The sequence below is a fragment of the Micromonospora terminaliae genome, assembly GCF_009671205.1.
In the GTDB taxonomy this organism is placed as follows: Bacteria; Actinomycetota; Actinomycetes; order Mycobacteriales; family Micromonosporaceae; genus Micromonospora; species Micromonospora terminaliae.
This window is the reverse complement of record NZ_CP045309.1, coordinates 4,267,716-4,283,501: the sequence shown is the minus strand read 5'-3', so window position 1 is coordinate 4,283,501 and position 15,786 is coordinate 4,267,716. Positions and strand designations below refer to the sequence as shown.

The 15,786-nt window shown below is 69.6% G+C and carries 16 protein-coding genes; 6 read left to right on the top strand and 10 right to left on the bottom strand.

All coding sequences use genetic code 11. The features are described 5' to 3' along the window. Window positions 1-12: 12 nt before the first annotated feature. The gene (locus GCE86_RS19490; RefSeq protein ID WP_091319030.1) at window positions 13-1,416 is read right to left on the bottom strand and encodes an alpha,alpha-trehalose-phosphate synthase (UDP-forming); all 1,404 of its coding nucleotides are present in this window, start codon (window positions 1,414-1,416) and stop codon (window positions 13-15) included. 308 nt (window positions 1,417-1,724) lie between these two features. Here GCE86_RS19490 and ettA point away from each other — a divergent pair, with 308 nt between their 5' ends. The 4 genes from ettA to GCE86_RS19470 all read left to right on the top strand — a co-directional run bounded on the left by ettA (window position 1,725) and on the right by GCE86_RS19470 (window position 5,218). Beyond that, window positions 1,725-3,401, top strand: a complete 1,677-nt coding sequence (gene ettA, locus GCE86_RS19485) for an energy-dependent translational throttle protein EttA (RefSeq protein WP_154228283.1) — start codon at window positions 1,725-1,727, stop codon at window positions 3,399-3,401. Beyond that, window positions 3,394-3,837, top strand: a complete 444-nt coding sequence (locus GCE86_RS19480) for an acyl-CoA thioesterase (RefSeq protein ID WP_154228282.1) — start codon at window positions 3,394-3,396, stop codon at window positions 3,835-3,837. Before ettA ends, GCE86_RS19480 begins: the two co-directional genes overlap by 8 nt. Beyond that, the gene (locus GCE86_RS19475; protein WP_154228281.1) at window positions 3,834-4,484 is read left to right on the top strand and encodes a DUF8185 domain-containing protein; all 651 of its coding nucleotides are present in this window, start codon (window positions 3,834-3,836) and stop codon (window positions 4,482-4,484) included. Before GCE86_RS19480 ends, GCE86_RS19475 begins: the two co-directional genes overlap by 4 nt. 149 nt (window positions 4,485-4,633) lie before the next feature. Next, entirely contained in the window at window positions 4,634-5,218 is a 585-nt protein-coding gene (locus tag GCE86_RS19470) for a type III secretion system chaperone family protein (protein ID WP_154228280.1), read from the top strand. Window positions 5,219-5,245: 27 nt separating this feature from the next. On the opposite strand, the gene GCE86_RS19465 is transcribed toward GCE86_RS19470, so the two are convergent. From GCE86_RS19465 to GCE86_RS19435, 7 genes are all read right to left on the bottom strand, one after another. Then, window positions 5,246-5,635 carry a globin gene (locus GCE86_RS19465; protein ID WP_154230592.1) on the bottom strand — a complete coding sequence of 130 codons (390 nt, stop codon included), beginning with the start codon at window positions 5,633-5,635 and terminating at the stop codon, window positions 5,246-5,248. Between the two features lie 79 nt (window positions 5,636-5,714). Further along, window positions 5,715-7,100: an MFS transporter gene (locus tag GCE86_RS19460; RefSeq protein ID WP_154228279.1), complete on the bottom strand. Its 1,386-nt coding sequence runs from the start codon at window positions 7,098-7,100 to the stop codon at window positions 5,715-5,717. A gap of 248 nt (window positions 7,101-7,348) precedes the next feature. Further along, entirely contained in the window at window positions 7,349-8,410 is a 1,062-nt protein-coding gene (locus GCE86_RS19455) for a mechanosensitive ion channel family protein (RefSeq protein WP_244317023.1), read from the bottom strand. A gap of 256 nt (window positions 8,411-8,666) precedes the next feature. Next, window positions 8,667-9,140: a response regulator gene (locus tag GCE86_RS19450; protein ID WP_154228277.1), complete on the bottom strand. Its 474-nt coding sequence runs from the start codon at window positions 9,138-9,140 to the stop codon at window positions 8,667-8,669. A gap of 299 nt (window positions 9,141-9,439) precedes the next feature. Next, window positions 9,440-10,102, bottom strand: a complete 663-nt coding sequence (locus GCE86_RS19445; RefSeq protein WP_244317021.1) for a tyrosine-type recombinase/integrase — start codon at window positions 10,100-10,102, stop codon at window positions 9,440-9,442. Window positions 10,103-10,211: 109 nt separating this feature from the next. Next, window positions 10,212-11,402, bottom strand: a complete 1,191-nt coding sequence (locus tag GCE86_RS19440) for a GNAT family N-acetyltransferase (RefSeq protein WP_154228275.1) — start codon at window positions 11,400-11,402, stop codon at window positions 10,212-10,214. A 154-nt stretch (window positions 11,403-11,556) separates the two neighbouring features. After that, window positions 11,557-12,345 (bottom strand): maleylpyruvate isomerase N-terminal domain-containing protein, encoded by a 789-nt coding sequence (locus GCE86_RS19435; RefSeq protein ID WP_154228274.1) that lies wholly within the window; start codon window positions 12,343-12,345, stop codon window positions 11,557-11,559. 367 nt (window positions 12,346-12,712) lie between these two features. Here GCE86_RS19435 and GCE86_RS19430 point away from each other — a divergent pair, with 367 nt between their 5' ends. Then, window positions 12,713-13,270: a DinB family protein gene (locus GCE86_RS19430; protein ID WP_154230591.1), complete on the top strand. Its 558-nt coding sequence runs from the start codon at window positions 12,713-12,715 to the stop codon at window positions 13,268-13,270. A 326-nt stretch (window positions 13,271-13,596) separates the two neighbouring features. Here GCE86_RS19430 and GCE86_RS19425 read toward each other — a convergent pair whose 3' ends face one another. After that, window positions 13,597-14,193, bottom strand: coding sequence for a hypothetical protein (locus tag GCE86_RS19425; RefSeq protein ID WP_167537055.1), 597 nt, complete (start codon window positions 14,191-14,193; stop codon window positions 13,597-13,599). A 269-nt stretch (window positions 14,194-14,462) separates the two neighbouring features. Continuing rightward, window positions 14,463-15,161 (bottom strand): hypothetical protein, encoded by a 699-nt coding sequence (locus tag GCE86_RS19420; protein WP_154228272.1) that lies wholly within the window; start codon window positions 15,159-15,161, stop codon window positions 14,463-14,465. Between the two features lie 192 nt (window positions 15,162-15,353). Between GCE86_RS19420 and GCE86_RS19415 the strand changes: the two genes are divergently transcribed. Continuing rightward, a complete protein-coding gene (locus GCE86_RS19415) occupies window positions 15,354-15,749 on the top strand; it encodes a hypothetical protein (RefSeq protein ID WP_154228271.1) in 396 nt (131 codons plus the stop codon). Window positions 15,750-15,786 lie beyond the last annotated feature (37 nt).

Sequence of the window (15,786 nt, the reverse complement as noted above, 5' to 3'; positions counted from 1 at the left end):
TGGCAGGAGAGGTCACGCCGCCTCCGCATCGGTGACGCCGAGTTCGGTCAGGAACGACTTGGCCCAGTGGCCCACGTCGTGGCTGCGCAGGTGGCGTTGCATTATCCGCATCCGGCGCCGGGCCTCGGGTTTCTCGACGTGCACGGCGCGCAGCAGCGCGTCCTTGACCGCGTCGGGGTCGTGCGGGTTGCACAGGAACGCCTGGCGCAGCTCGGTGGCGGCGCCGGCGAACTCACTGAGCACGAGCGCGCCGCCCTGGTCGGCGCGCGATGCGACGTACTCCTTGGCCACCAGATTCATTCCGTCTCGCAGCGGGGTCACCATCATCACATCGGCCGCGACGTACATCGCGGCCAGTTCGGAGCGACTGTACGACTGATGCAGATAATGCACCGCCGGCACGCCGACCCGTCCGAATTCGCCATTAATCCGGCCTACCTCGCGTTCCACCTTCACCCGAAGTGCCTGGTAGTGCTCCACACGCTCGCGACTCGGCGTGGCGACCTGCACCATAACCGCGTCCGGGACTGTCAACTTTCCGTCAGCGAGGAGTTCGCGGAAGGCCTTCAGGCGGAGCTCGATGCCCTTGGTGTAGTCGAGCCGGTCGACGCCCAGGATGATCGTCTTCGGGTTGCCCAGCTCCTCGCGGATCTGCTTGGCGCGGGCCTGGATCGCCGGGTCCTCGGCCAGCCGCTCCATCTCCCGGGTGTCGATCGAGATGGGGAACGCGCCGGCCTTCACCTGCCGGCCGTCGACCTGGATCATCTGCCCCTCGTAGCGCAGGCCGAGCAGGTGCCGGGCCAGGCGCACGAAGTTCTGCGCCGCCAGCCGCTGCTGGAAGCCGACCAGGTCCGCGCCGAGCAGGCCGCGCAGGATCTCCGTGCGGAACGGCATCTGCATGAACAGCTCGATCGGCGGGAACGGGATGTGCAGGAAGAACCCGATCCGCAGGTCCGGCCGCAGCTCGCGGAGCATCGCCGGGACGAGCTGGAGCTGGTAGTCCTGCACCCAGACCGTGGCGCCCTCGGCCGCGACGTCCGCCGCGGCCTCCGCGAACCGGGCGTTCACCAGGCGGTACGCCTCGCGCCAGCGCCGCTTGTAGGCCGGGGTCTCGACCGCGTCGTGGTAGAGCGGCCAGATCGTCGCGTTCGACTGCCCCTCGTAGTACCGCTCCAGCTCCTCGGCACTCAGCGGCACCGGGTGCAGCCGGATCCCCTCCAGGTCGAAGGGCTCGGGGGCGGCGCCGGTGCCGCCGGCCCAGCCGACCCACGTGCCCTGGTGCTCGGCGAGCACCGGGTGCAGTGCGGTCACCAGGCCGCCCGGGCTGCGTCGCCACTGCCGCTCCCCTTCGGGTGTGCTCACCTCGTCGACCGGCAGTCGGTTCGCCACCACGACAAAGGAGCTACGGACGGTCACGATCGGCCACCTCCGGGTTGCTGACGGGTCCACCGCGCTGAGCGTACTGAGCGTAGCTGCGGCCTCTGTTGCCCCGTGCCGGAGTTCCCTACCCGTCCCGCGCCGGTCGAACCTCGTTCGTGATCTTGTCGACAGCCGGGCCCGCCACACACGCCGGGGCGGGGTGATGTGGGCGGAGCGGGGTGTACCTGTCAGGATTGACGACGGCGTGCGCGCGGCCGGCCCCGGCCGGCGGCGGCGGGCGGACCTCGCAGCCCGCGCCGGCGCCCGCCAGCTCGCGATCGCAACCGACGGAGGTAGCCCGCACCGTGGCCCAGTTCATCTACGTCCTGGAAAAGGCGCGCAAGGCGCACGGCGACAAGGTCGTGCTCGACAACGTGACGCTGAACTTCCTGCCGGGGGCCAAGATCGGTGTGGTCGGTCCGAACGGCGCCGGTAAGTCCAGCCTCCTCAAGATCATGGCAGGTTGGGACCAGCCGAGCAACGGTGAGGCCCGGCTCATGCCCGGCTACACCGTGGGCATGCTGGCCCAGGAGCCGCCGCTCAACGACGCCAAGACCGTCCTCGGCAACGTCGAGGAGGCGGTCGCCGAGATCAAGACCAAGCTGGAGCGGTTCAACAAGATCGCCGAGCAGATGGCGACCGACTACTCCGACGAGCTGATGGAGGAGATGGGCAAGCTCCAGGAGGAGCTCGACAACGCCGACGCCTGGGACGTCGACTCCAAGCTCGAACTGGCCATGGACGCGCTGCGCTGCCCCCCGCCGGACGCCGACGTGACCCAGCTCTCCGGCGGTGAGCGCCGCCGCGTGGCGCTGTGCAAGCTCCTGCTGGAGGCGCCGGACCTGCTGCTGCTCGACGAGCCCACCAACCACCTGGACGCGGAGAGCGTGCAGTGGCTGGAGCAGCACCTGGCCAAGTACGCCGGCACGGTGATCGCGATCACCCACGACCGGTACTTCCTCGACAACGTGGCCGGCTGGATCCTGGAGCTGGACCGGGGCCGGGCCATCGGCTACGAGGGCAACTACTCCACGTACCTGGAGAAGAAGGCCGCCCGGATGGCGGTCGAGGGCCGGCGCGACGCCAAGATGAAGAAGCGCCTCGACGAGGAGCTGGAGTGGGTCCGCTCCAACGCGAAGGCCCGGCAGACCAAGTCCAAGGCCCGCCTCGACCGCTACGAGGAGATGGCCACGGCGGCCGAGCAGACCCGCAAGCTGGACTTCGAGGAGATCCAGATTCCGCCGGGCCCGCGCCTGGGCAACACCGTGATCGAGGTCAAGAACCTGGTCAAGGCGTTCGGCGACCGGGTGCTCATCGACGACCTCAGCTTCTCGCTGCCGCGCAACGGCATCGTCGGCGTGATCGGCCCGAACGGCGTCGGCAAGACCACCCTGTTCAAGACCATCGTGGGCCTGGAGGAGCCGACCGGCGGCTCGGTCCGGGTCGGCGAGACGGTCTCCCTGTCCTACGTCGACCAGAGCCGGGCCGGCCTGGCGGGCGACAAGACGGTCTGGGAGACGGTCTCCGACGGGCTGGACCACCTGCTCGTGGGCAAGGTCGAGATGCCGTCCCGGGCGTACATCGCGGCGTTCGGCTTCAAGGGCCCGGACCAGCAGAAGCCGACCAAGGTGCTCTCCGGCGGCGAGCGGAACCGGCTCAACCTGGCGCTGACCCTCAAGATCGGCGGCAACGTCATCCTGCTCGACGAGCCGACCAACGACCTCGACGTCGAGACGCTCGGCAGCCTCGAGAACGCGCTGCTGGAGTTCCCCGGCTGCGCCGTGGTCATCTCCCACGACCGGATGTTCCTCGACCGGGTCGCCACGCACATCCTGGCCTGGGAGGGCGACGACCAGAACCCGGCGCGCTGGTTCTGGTTCGAGGGCAACTTCGAGGCGTACGAGAAGAACAAGATCGACCGACTCGGCGCGGAGGCCGCCCGGCCGCACCGGGTGACGTACCGCAAGCTCACCCGTGACTGACCGGTTCGTCTACGACTGCACGCTGCGCTGGTCCGACCTGGACGCGTACGGCCACGTCAACAACTCGCGCTTCCTCACCCTCTACGAGGAGGCGCGGGTGGCCATGATGTTCGCCGGCGGCCGGGCGTGGGGCGTCGACTCGTTCGCCGACGGGGTGGTCATCCGCCGGCACGAGGTCGACTACCTGCGCCCGGTCGACTACGCGCTGGGCCGGGCCACCGCGGAGGCGGCCCCCACGGTCCGGATCGAGCTCTGGGTGGAGGAGATCCGGGCGGCGTCGTTCACCGTCGCGTACGAGCTCTACGACCGCGACGTGCTGGCCAGCCGCGCCCGCTCGGTGCTGGTCCCGTTCGACCTGGCCGCGCAGCGCCCCCGCCGGATCTCCGCGGACGAGCGGGCCTTCCTGCTCCGGTACGCACCCGGGCGCCCGGCATGACCACTCCGGCGGACAGGCACGGGCTGGACGGGGTGGCCGACGCGGGCGCCTTCCTGGCCCGCCTGGTCCGGCTGGACCCGGCCACCCTGGTCCGGCTCCGGCCGGTGCCCGGCGGCGGGCGTACCGCCCTCTGGGCCCGCCTGCCGTGGGACGTGCTCGTGGTCCGGACCGTCCCCGGCACGGCGCCGGGCGACGTCACGGTGGCGGCCGGGGAGCTGCTGGCGGAGCTGTCGGCGGGCGGCGACGCGCTGCCCCGGCGGCGGGACGACGGGTGGCGCTGGCCGCTGCCGCCGGCAACCAGCCGGGCCGTGGAGGCGCTGCCCGCCGGCGAGGTCCAGCGGATCGCCGCCGCGGCGGCCGGGACGCTGCGCGAGGCGGCCACCCATGGCGTGGCGGGCCGCGCCGTGGGCCAGCGGGCGCTGCGGGACGCGCTGCTGGACCACGTCGCGGTCGTGGTGACGCCCGACGACGCTCCCGACGCCCCCGTGGAGGTGCCCCAGCGGCTGGTGCAGGGGCTGGTCCGGATGGGCTTCCTCGGCGCCGGCGACGTTCAGGTACGCGTCGCCGCCCGTTGGGTCGGGCTCGTCGGACCGTACGGAGCAGCCTGGTCGCGGAAGGTCGCGGACCTCGGCCTGACGCCCATCTGAGTTCATCCGAACGGATGACCCCAGTTCGTTCTTCCGGTTTGGGGCGACCGTTGGGGGGATGCCTCATCCCGGCTGTCCGGGTACCGTCCATCCTCGGATCCAACGCACCGTAGGCGGCTGGATCCGCTGGGGAGTGAGGTGCGCGAGCGATGCCGTGGTGGTCATGGCGCCCAGGTCCCGTCGGCGGCGGCGACTCGGAAACTCGAAGCGGGATCACAGTGGATGACACCGTCCGGGTCGGACCACCGACCCCCCGTCAGCCGGGGGACGACGCGGCGGCCGCGGAGCGGCCCGTGATCGCCGACATGCCGGCGACCGTCGCCCCGGTCACCCTCCGCCGGGTCTGCGACGCGCTCGACCTGCTCGACGTGCGCTACCTGGCCGACGGCGACGGCAACCTGCTGGCCATGTGGGAGCGGCACGCCGTGCTGGTCACCCTGGAGGGCCCCGAGGACGAGATCCTCGTGATGCGGGCCCGGCCGCACGCGACGGTCCCGCCGGACTGGGCCGACCGCGCCTACCGGGTGGTCAACGAGTGGAACCACACCCGGCGGTTCTGCAAGGCCTACATCGGCGACCCGACCGAGCGGGGCCAGTTGCCCATCTACGCGGAGCTCCAGGTCCCGCTCGGCGCCGGCACCCACGACGCGCTGCTGGTCGAGATGCTCGACTGCGGCGCGGCGGTGGCCACCACCTTCGTCGACTGGCTGCACGACGAGGGCGCCCTGCTCTGACGGCCGGGCGGGCCCCCGGGACGCCGGTCAGCCCTCGGCAGCCGGGTCCTCCATCACGTTCACCATGAAATAGGCGGCCCGCTCCAGATAGTCCCAGAGCGCGGCGGCGAGCTGCGGCGGCAGGTCCAGCCGGTCCACCGCCCGCCGCATGTGGCGCAGCCAGGCGTCCCGCTCGACCGCGCCGATCCGGAACGGGGCGTGCCGCATCCGCAGCCGTGGGTGGCCGCGCTGCTCGGAGTAGGTGTGCGGGCCACCCCAGTACTGGATGAGGAAGAGGGTCAGCCGGTCCGCCGCGGGCCCGAGGTCCTCCTCCGGGTACATCGGCCGCAGCAGCGGGTCGGTGGCGACACCGGCGTAGAACTCGTCCACCAGCTTGCGGAAGGCGGGTTCGCCGCCGATCGCCTCGAAGAGGGTCATCGACTCGCCTGGGGAAGTCACGCTCCCATCCTGCCAGGTGCCGCGGGGCGCCGGCCCGCGCCCACCGCCGGAGCGGGACTCAGGTCACCGCGTGCCGGCGCCGGCTGCGCTCGCCGGACCGGTCGCCCACCGCCGCCCCGCGGACCGGGGAGTGCCCGCCGCGCTCGCCGGAGGCGGCCGTCGCGCCGGACTCCATCCGGGCGGCCTCGATGGCCGCCTGGACGGTTGCCGGGCGTGGCCAGGTGAGCACCGCGAGGATCATCAGCAGCAGGCCGGCGGCGCTCCAGGCGCCGACCACGGACGGGATGGCGAAGCGCTCGGCGAGCGCACCGGTGGCCAGCACGGCGGCGCCCTGGAGGATCTGGGTGCCGCTGGCCATCACGCCGAACGCCCGGGCCCGGTAGCCGTCCGGCAGGGCCTGGACGAAGAGGCCGTTGGCGACCGGGATGAGCCCGGCCACCGCGAAGCCGCACGCGGCGGCCAGGATTGCCACCACGATCGGTGACGGGTCGAGCAGCGCCGGGATCAGCACCGCCGGAGCGATCACCGCCAGCGGCCGCATCAGGGCCACCCGGCGGGCCGGCGCGACGAGCCGCCCGACGACGAGCCCGCCCAGGACGTAGCCGACCGGGTTGGCGGCCATGATGACCGCCTGGGCCGTGCCGGTGTCCATCCCGTCCCCGGCCCGCTCGGCGGCCCAGGCCGCGGCGAGCCCTTCGGGCACGATCGAGAAGAGCATCGCGCTGAACACCAGCACGGCGATGGCGCGCAGCACCGGCCGGCCGAAGACGAGCGCGAACCCCTCGGCCGTCTCCCTCAGCAGGTGGCTGCGGTGCGCCTCGGTCATGGCCGGCGGCCGGTCGCGCAGGCCGAAGCGGACCAGCGCCGCGGAGACGCCGAAGGTGGCCGCGTTGATCAGCAGCGCGGCGGCCGGGCTGACCGCGGCCACCGCGGCGCCGAGCAGGTAACCGAGGACCTGGGCGGCCTGGCCGGTGCTCGCCGAGACCGAGAGGCCGACCACCAGCCGGTCGCCGGCGAGGATCTGCGGCATCAGCGCCGACCGGGCGGCCTGGCTCGGCGGGTTGGCCAGGGTCGCGGCGAAGATCAGGGCCAGGACCGCCCAGGGTGGCATCCCGGGCAGGGCGACCAGCACCATCAGCACCATCCGGACCAGGTCGCAGGCCACCATGACCTGCCGGTACCGGTAGCGCTCGGCGAGCGCGGAGAGCAGCGGGCCGCCGACGAGCCAGGGCAGGTAGCTGGCCGCGAAGGCGGCGGCGGAGAGCGCCACCGAGTCGGTCTGCCGGTAGACCAGGACCGTGACCGCGGCCTTCGCCACGTAGTCACCGATCCAGGACAGAGCGCTTGCCGTGAAGAGGACGCGGTATTCCACGAGGTTGAACAGTTCGCGGAAGGTGGCCGGGCCCTCCTGGGCGGGTCGCTCGTCGGACACCGTCGCCTCCATCGTCTCCAGATCGCCACTCGTGATGGCCTGACCTGGAAACCGTCGTCAGATCTACGGATCAGCGAGGACACGAGCACGCTCCCTAGGGGAGCGTGTTCACCGGATTCTGCCCGATCGTCTGACAACTGGCTAGGGTGAACGGATTGATCGTCGCATCTCCGACTGAACGAACGGACGATACCCGAGGGGCCGCGCGGTGCGCGACCCCCGAAAATCGGCGGGCCCGGCCAGCCGGCCGGCGGCCCATGTCAGGTGGCCCCGCCGGTCCCCGTCTCGCCCCCGGCCGGGGTGCGGGTCGGCAGCCCGGAATAGAGCCGCGCCGCCGCGATCCGCGCCGTGATGCCCGAGTTCTCCAGCGCCTCGGCGAGCCGGCGGCGCAGCTCGCGACCGACCGCGAACTGCCCGTCGGCGGTGGTCTTCACGACGGTACGGATCACCGCGCCGTCGACCGTCATCTGCTCGACGCCGAGCACCTCCGGCTCCTCGACGATCTGCGGCGCCAGCTCCGGGTCGAGGGCGACCGAGGCGGCGGCCGTACGCAGCACCGCGGTGGCCTCCTCGGTGCCGGCGAAGCCGATGGGCAGGTCGACCACGACGAGGGCCCAGCCCTGGCTCTTGTTGCCCACCCGGACGATCTCGCCGTTGCGGATGTACCAGAGCACGCCCCGGCCGTCGCGGACCGTGGTGACCCGCAGGCCCACGGCCTCCACCACGCCGGTCGCCTCGCCCAGGTCCACGGTGTCGCCGACACCGTACTGGTCCTCGATCAGCATGAACAGGCCGGCGATCAGGTCCTTGACCAGGCTCTGTGCGCCGAAGCCGAGGGCCACGCCGGCGATGCCGGCGCTGGCCAGCAGCGGGGCCAGGTCGAAGCTGAACTCCTTCAGCACCATGAGCAGGGCGATGCCGAAGATGAACGCCGTGACCATGCTGCGCAGCACCGAGCCGATCGCCTCGGCGCGCTGCCGCCGCCGCTCCGGCACGAACTGCTCCGGGTCGAGCGTGGCGCTGGGGATCCGCTCGCGCAGCGGGCGGAGCATGGTGGGCACCGCGCCCTCGGTGGTCGTCCGGACCAGCCGGTTGATGGTGCGGTGCAGCGCCCAGCGGGCGGCCACGGCGAGCAGCAGGATCAGTGCGATCCGCAGCGGCTTCAGGACGATCCAGTAGCTGCCCTCGGCGAACCAGGCCGAGCCCGTGATGTCCCAGACGTTCTTGCACCAGGTGTCGGAGCGGCAGTCGGCGGACGGGGACGGCGACGGGCTGGGGTCGACGGCGGACAGCGCGTGGAGTAGCAGGTTGGCGGGGCTCACCCTGCTTTCGTACCGCAATGCCGCTGGACGCCCGCTGGCGACCCGCCCGGCTCCCGCCCACGGGGCGGCGAACTAATCATCTGGGACGGAACCGGTCATCTTGGCACGGGCGGGCGAAGCTTCCCGAGGGTAGCCCGGATTAGTGCGTGAGACCCTGTCGCGAAGGCCAGGCGCGGATGATCTTGCGCCGCCTCGTTTGGGCGGCCCTTGCGACAAGATCCGGGGGGCGTCCACCGAACCGCCGGCACCTGCTCGTTCAGTCGGCGCGAGGGCTGGGCGGCAGGGTTGCGGTGCGGCCGTAGAAGCGGTGGATCTGCCCGACGACGCGTTCGAAGTCGTCCATGTCGATGGGCTTGCTGATGTAGGCGTTGGCGTGCGCGGTGTAGCTGGCCAGCACGTCGGCGTCGATCGAGCTGGTGGTGAAGACCACGACGGGGATCGACTGCAGCCACGGGTCGGCCTTGACCGCGGCCAGGACCTCGCGGCCGTTCATGCGGGGCATGTTCAGGTCGAGCAGGATCAGCTCCGGACGCGGGGCGTCAGCGTACTGGCCCTGATGACGCAGGAACGCCATCGCCTCCACTCCGTCGGGCACGTGGCGCAACGTGGTGGGCAGGGCATGAGCATCGAGGGCTTCCTCGATGAGGGCGACATCGGCGGGATCGTCCTCGACCAGCAGCACCCGCAGCGGCTCGGACCGGCCGCGAGCGATATCTCCGGCAGCGTTCACAGCCGAAGAGTACTTCCTGAATCTGACGCCAGGCCCCCACGGGCTTCCCACCCTGGCGACGGTGGTGGCGAGTGAAGATCATCGGGCGCAGATCCGGCACGACCGAGGCCGACAAGGGCTGTCGAACAGTGTCCGGCGACGGCAGAGTTCGCCGGGTCGGGCCGGTGATCCGTCCCGAAGCGGATGATCCTCATACCAGAGGAGGGATTAGTGCGTGCAATCCCTGAAAACGGGGGGCAGAGGGGCCATGACCTGCTAAAACGCTCGGGAAAGATCATCCGGCACAACCAGGGCACAACCTAGCAGTGATTTTGGCCGGGAGGTGTGACCGGCTGTACAGCCGCGACGGGCCGGAGGATCCGCCCCAACAGGCCACGCTGCCGGTCCTTCTTGGGTAGCCAGTGCACGTAGGTTTCCAGCGTGATCCGCAGGCTGGCGTGTCTCAGGGCGTGCTGCACCTCCTGGGGCTCAACGCCGTTGCTCATCAGGGTCGTGGCGAAGAAGTGGCGCAGCGAGTGGAAAGTGCCTTCCTTCGGCCAGCCCGCAGCGGACCGCCAGCCCTCCCACAGCTCAGACCAATATCGGTCGGTTATCAGCTTTCCTCGCTTGGTGGTGAACAGGAGAGCCGCGGTACGAGTTGCCCGTCCTTCCCTGGTGATGTCGGGGAGCTCGAATTCAACGGGGCCGACCTCTTTGATGTGCGCTGCCACTTCCTCAGCCACAACGGCATCCAGATCGACCGTTCCCGCCGATCCGCTCTTCGGCGGGGCGAGGTAGAAGCCGCCGAAGTGCTCTGCGGAGTGCCGCAACTGCTCGACGACATGCAGCTCTTCCCGAGCAACGTCGAAACACCGAGGGTCGTCCTCCATGCCCAACGCCTCACCGATTCGCAAACCCTCACCGGCCCCGAGCCAGATGGCGGCGCGGAACCGGCGGGGCACGACCTCCACGAGCGTGAGCACCTGGTCCTCAGTCGGCACCCACCTCGGTGCCCGTGACATCCCCCGCAGGACTTGCGCAAGCTGCCCGACGCCGGGCGCGGGGCGACGGCGGGCGCGGCGCCGGTGCGGGTCAGAAGTAGTCGAGCAGCTGCGCCGCTCCCCCGGCGGCGAGCAGGTCCAGCGCCCGCGGGTCGGCGCCGACGGCGTGCAGCAGACCGGCGTCGGCGACGGACGCGGCGGTGCTGGCGCCGCTGTAGAGCAGGGCGAAGCCGCGGACGGTCAGATGCAGGTCGGCGTCGCCGCTGATCCGGGTCAGCTCGGCCGACCCGTCGGCGACCGCCAGCCGCCAGGTGCCGGTGTTCCAGTCGGCGAGCGGATCGGTGAGGTGGAACTCGACGGTGCCGCGTACGTGGGCGGGCCAGCCGCGAGCGGCGACGGCGCGGGTGACGTCCACCGGTCGGTGCATCCACGGCTGCGACTCGTGTTCCCGGGCGGCTTCCAGCGGCAGCTGGGCGCTGACGGCGTCACCGTCGAGCAGGCAGAGCCGCACCTTCGGGGCGACGCTGTGCCAGCTCGCCAGGACGCCCACGAGTTCCCGGGCGGCGTCGGCGGTGGTGGCGAAGACGTCCTCGACGGTGAGCACGGCGTCGTCGCCGTAGCCGCGACCACGGTCCCAGGCGGCGTAGCCGACGAGGCGACCGTCCTCCTCGACCAGGGTGAGGCCGTCGAAGGGCAGGGTGTCGGCGGTGGTGTGCGCGTCGAACAGGGCGCCGCGTCGGGTGAGCAGCCCGCGCCGGTCCCGGGCGAGTCGTTCGTAGAGGGCGGCGACGGCGGGCAGGTCGGCGGGCGTACCGCCGCGGACGGTCAGGTGCGCGGCCGGGCGGTGCCGGGGCAGCGCCACGGTGGGCAGGTCGACGGTGCGCATCACCCCGGCGACATCCCAGCCGCAGGCGCGGTAGGGGGCGATGACGGTCGGAAACAGGGCGCTGACGGCGGCGCCCCGGTCGTGGGCGCCGCGCAGCAGACCGGTGAGCAGGGCGCGGGCCACGCCCCGGCCGCGGGCCTCGGGAGCGACGGCGACGCTGGCGACGTCGGCGGCCGGCACCGCGCGCCCGGACCACCACTGCTCGTGGTGTAGGTCGACGGCCCTGCCGAGGATCCGGCCGGTGGCGTCGAACGCGCCGTAGCGGGTCAGGCCGGGCAGCGCGACGGTGACCTGCGGTGGCGGTTGCGGGTCGAAGCCGAAGGCGTGCCGGCCGAGCTGCCAGGCGTCGGTGAGGTTGTCGAGGGTGAGCTCACGCACGTGCGCGGTGGCGGACATCGCGCCACCATAGTCGCGCCTGATCGGGCCGGTGCAGCGATTTTCGTCGGACCGCCCGCGGGGCCGGTGCGACCTCCTCGCCCGGCCCCGCGTCCCGCAATCCCGCAGGTATCAGTGCTGCGGGATGTTCACGACCCCGATCCACTTGATGCCGTTACACGGACGGGTCCCAGGCTGCGAGCTGATCGAAGATGCGACGGTCGCCTTCGAACTTTAGGGAGTCCAACGGTATGCGGCTGTAGAAGAACAGGACCAGGTCGCTGGCCGTGCCCAGGGCGGAGGCGTCGGCCGTGTCCGAGTCCTTGTCGGCAGCGGGAGCGCCGAGGCGGGCGACCTGTGCGCCGTCGGGGGACAGCCGCAGGCGCCAGGAGTGGCCCTCGGTGGCGTGGTAGTCGACGACGGCGGGTTCGTGTGGCCAGGCGACCGTCGTCGCGCAGAGGGTGAACTGGCAGTCGTCGAAACCGTCGAGGGCGATCTCCTCCGGTATCGGCTGCGGGGCACCTCCGGTGAGCTGGACGTCGTAGGTGTACACCGCGATCTCGGGAACCTGGCGCCGCGCCCAGGCACCAGAGGTTTGCGGTGACGGCGAGTCATCCCACCACGTCCAACAACCGCGATCCGGGCCGGCCTCACGCAGCACGCTCGTCAGTAGCTCGACGGACTCGGTCCACCAGGCCAGCAGCGCCTCGCGTTCCCGAGGCGCACCCATCCCGTCGTCCCAAGCCGACTTCTCCGGGGGCGCGTCCGCAGGCCCCGCGGCGACGATGGCGGCCGATTTGCGGCGGGCCATGCCCACGTGTTGCACGAGATCGAACAGCGTCCGCTCGGGATGGGTCGGCACCTGCAGGTCGAGGCTGGGTGCCGCGGCGACCGCAGCGCGGAAGGCGGCCGACCGTTCGTTGATCAGCCGCAGATGATCAGGGAACGTGAGAGTTTTGTGCACCCCGACGTTCTATCAGTGTGCTCCTACGACTGGACAGCGATTTCCACAGCCGACGCGGCTGGCGCAAACGCCCAGGCGAAGCAAGGCCCCTCCGTTCACCCGACGCGCCTACTGCTCAAAGTCGAACGCGACCTTCGCTGGCTGGTTCCCCATGGGAGGGGAGTGTCGCGCATCAAGTGAAGCCATCGTGTAACGCATCAACCGGAGTCGGACAGAGCGTTCTGACTGTGCGGTCCGACAGCTGATGTGCGACGCGGCTCCGCCAGGTGATGTGCGACAGATCCGGCGAACTAGGGGGTGACAGGCTGGCCGCTCACCCCAAGTGTTGATCGGGTCGCCTGTCCATCCCTACTGTCTCAGGGTGGCTGTGAACTGGAACGCAGAGTTGGTCGACCAACTTGAGTGGCACTGGCAGCATCAGCTTCGACCACGGCTAGACGGGCTGACCGATGACGAGTACTTCTGGAAGCCGGTTCCGGGCTCCTGGACCCTCAGCCGGCGCGGCCAAAGTTCCGCGCCGATCTCGATCGGCGCAGGCGAATTCACCTTGGACTACGCCAGCCCGCCACCCGACCGCGCGCCAGTCACCACGATCGCTTGGCGGCTGGCCCATCTCATTGATGTGTTCGGGCCGCCGACTGCACCCCACTTCGATGGCTCGCTTGCTGATCGTCGGGCCGTTGCCTTTGCAGGCACCGCCTCGGCAGCACTGCGGCAGCTCGACGAGGGGCACGATGCGTGGATCGGCGATGTCCGCCATCTCGGCGCGGCCGGATTAGCGTGGCCACAAGGCCATCCGCCGGAGTACGCGGATGCACCGATGGCGAAGCTCATCCTGCACGTACACCGCGAGGTCATTCACCACGGTGCCGAGATCTGCCTGCTGCGGGACCTCTACCTATGGAAAGCGGCCAAGGTGACATGACTTCCCGGTAGCCGTTGCCATCTGGTGCACGCTGCCCATGTCCCGATCAGCGCACTGAGGTGTCGCAGATCAGTTGGCGAACGAGTGTCGCGCATCAGTCGACGGAGGACAAGAGCGTTCTGACTGTAGGTGTGAGAACTTTCTGTACGAGATCAAGGCGGCCCGCTTCGCAGGCCGCTCGCGCCGCCGAACCTGGGCCGGGCCGGAGGCCCGCCGCCGCGCCTCTGGCCTTCGGCCGCCAGCGCGACGGTGATAGCCCGCCGGCGGCGCGACATACGAAGAAGCCCCGGGCCGCCACGCGTAGTGGCAGATCCGGGCTCACTTACCTACTTGTTGAGGCCAGCCAAGGCCTTTATGAATTGTTCGCTTCGGTCGTTGGTGGGGTCGACATCAGCATGCATCGCGGCCGTTAAGTTGCTCATCGCGTTGGTCAACTCGTCATGGTCTTCTGCTGTGCCGAGCGCGGCAGCGGCGAGCTTGGTCTCAAGTGTTACGGCAATGATGGACAGCGCGGTGCCGCCGATGACCGAGAGCTCGGCGCGTAGGCGCCGAAGGTTCTTCTCCGAAGCATGCAGGTCCTTCTGCATCTCCTGGGCCCGGGCGGCTAGCGCTGATATCTCGACTTTGAGCTCTTGAGGTATAGGTTCGTCGCCCAGGTCTAAATGGTCGCCAAGGCGTGCCATCATCGCAGCCTTGGCCTCGTTGAGGCGCCGTAGCTCAACCGAGGCATCCCGGAAGTCCTCCGCGGCACGCAAGTACTTTGCGTATAGGACGCGCTTCTCTTGAAGTAGCTCATTCACCGAGGCCATGCGGGCCGTCTCGATCTGCGTCCGTCTAGCCAAGCTGGCAGCGGCCACCGTGCCAGCGATACCAGCCAGGCCCACGACGGCGGTTGTGGTGGGGGCGAGCCATTCCCAGGTCATGAGGCATTGTCTCCTACGAAAGCGGATCACGCGATCAACCGGTGCCGCCGGCGGGGCGCTCGGGCGCTCTGGGATGGTGGGCGCCATCCCGACGACCTCCGTCCGGGCAAAGCCGAGCAGGTGGGGCCTGCCCGGTCAAGGTCGGTCAGACAGTGGGGTGCTCCACCTTGACCGGGCAGGCCCCACCCGCTCCACCAAGGTGCGGACGAAGGCCGACGGGATGGCTAGGTGCAAGCGGGAAAGCGTCGGAGTTACGGGTCCAACGATGATCAAGGAAAGCAGAGATCCATCACTTCACGGCTTAGACGGAGCAACCTATTAGTTGATTCGCGGTAGTCGTGCAGCATCCAGAATGACTGAGCGACCAGCAGAAAGCTCAGGACTGCCCAAACCCCGTTCGTGACCAGCGACCTACGGAACTCTCGCCGCCAATACTCGGCTGCGGTCGGCTCTTCCGACAGGATAACTTTAGTGTCAATCAACGAGTCCGCATGTTGAATGTGTTCCGGCCGCCCCTCAGTGACTACATCGAAACGGATTACCGAATCTCGTTTCAGCAAGCCGGGCCGCAGTACCACCTTCGTGCGCTCCGCGGACACCAGCTCGGGGGTGGCTGATTGGAGTGACGCGAGGGCGGCAGTCTTTCCGAAGTCTAGCTCGAAGGGCTTACCCTGATCAAAGTCGGTTGACTTGATGTCATGCCTTCCGCCAACCGATATCTCGACATGGGTAAGATGCGGCCCTTCCAAGACATGATTGTTGACCTCGAAGAGGAAGGAGATCTGGTCAGTCGAGCTCTTCCCGATTAAGGGGCTGGGCGAAACCCAGCGAACTCGAACCTCTCTGCGCGGCGGGGCGAGGGCTGCTCGCGCATATTTGGCGCCAAAGAATGCGATAACGATGCCTATGCCCGCGAGGACCAAGGTTGTCAGGTTGAAGTAACTACCGGATAAGATATCGATCGCCACTTTGCGCCTAACCTAACTGGCCGCGAGGGGTCCTTCCTGGGGTCAATTCTTGGCACGATACCCCATATGGTGCTTTGAGTTGAGCCGAGACATGGGCTGCACTTCATCTAGTTCCAGTCCCGGCCGGAGCCGACCTGGTTGCCGCGTGATGGATCTTCACGTCGCGCGTTCACGTCGGTACTCTTCGCACTCATGGCATCTCGCGGCAAGCCGAGCCTCTGGCGGTACTGGGGCTACGGCGTCCTGGCTGTGCTCCTGCTGTCTCTCGGCAACAACGCCGTCGGCCCTGGGATCTACGGCGTTCTCGTCGGCCTCTTGATCATCTTTGTCCTCTTCCAGGCGCCCGTCTACTGCGGCGCGATCAACCGGAAGCGCGGTGGGGTGGTCGAGTTCTGCCGCAACAACTCGACCGGTCTTGTCTTGGGCTGTCACCTCCGGCAACACAAGTGGCAGAAGTTCGGGCGCGACTGGTGGACCCTCGGCTGGCGCGACAAGACCAGGGGCATCTGGACGGGAGCGTCGGCGAAGCTGGCGACCGTCAGCGGTGTCGTCGGTACGGTCACCGGGATCATCGGCGTCTTCAAGTGACGGGCTTCCTGCCATAGCCCGAGGGGTAGGCGATGGA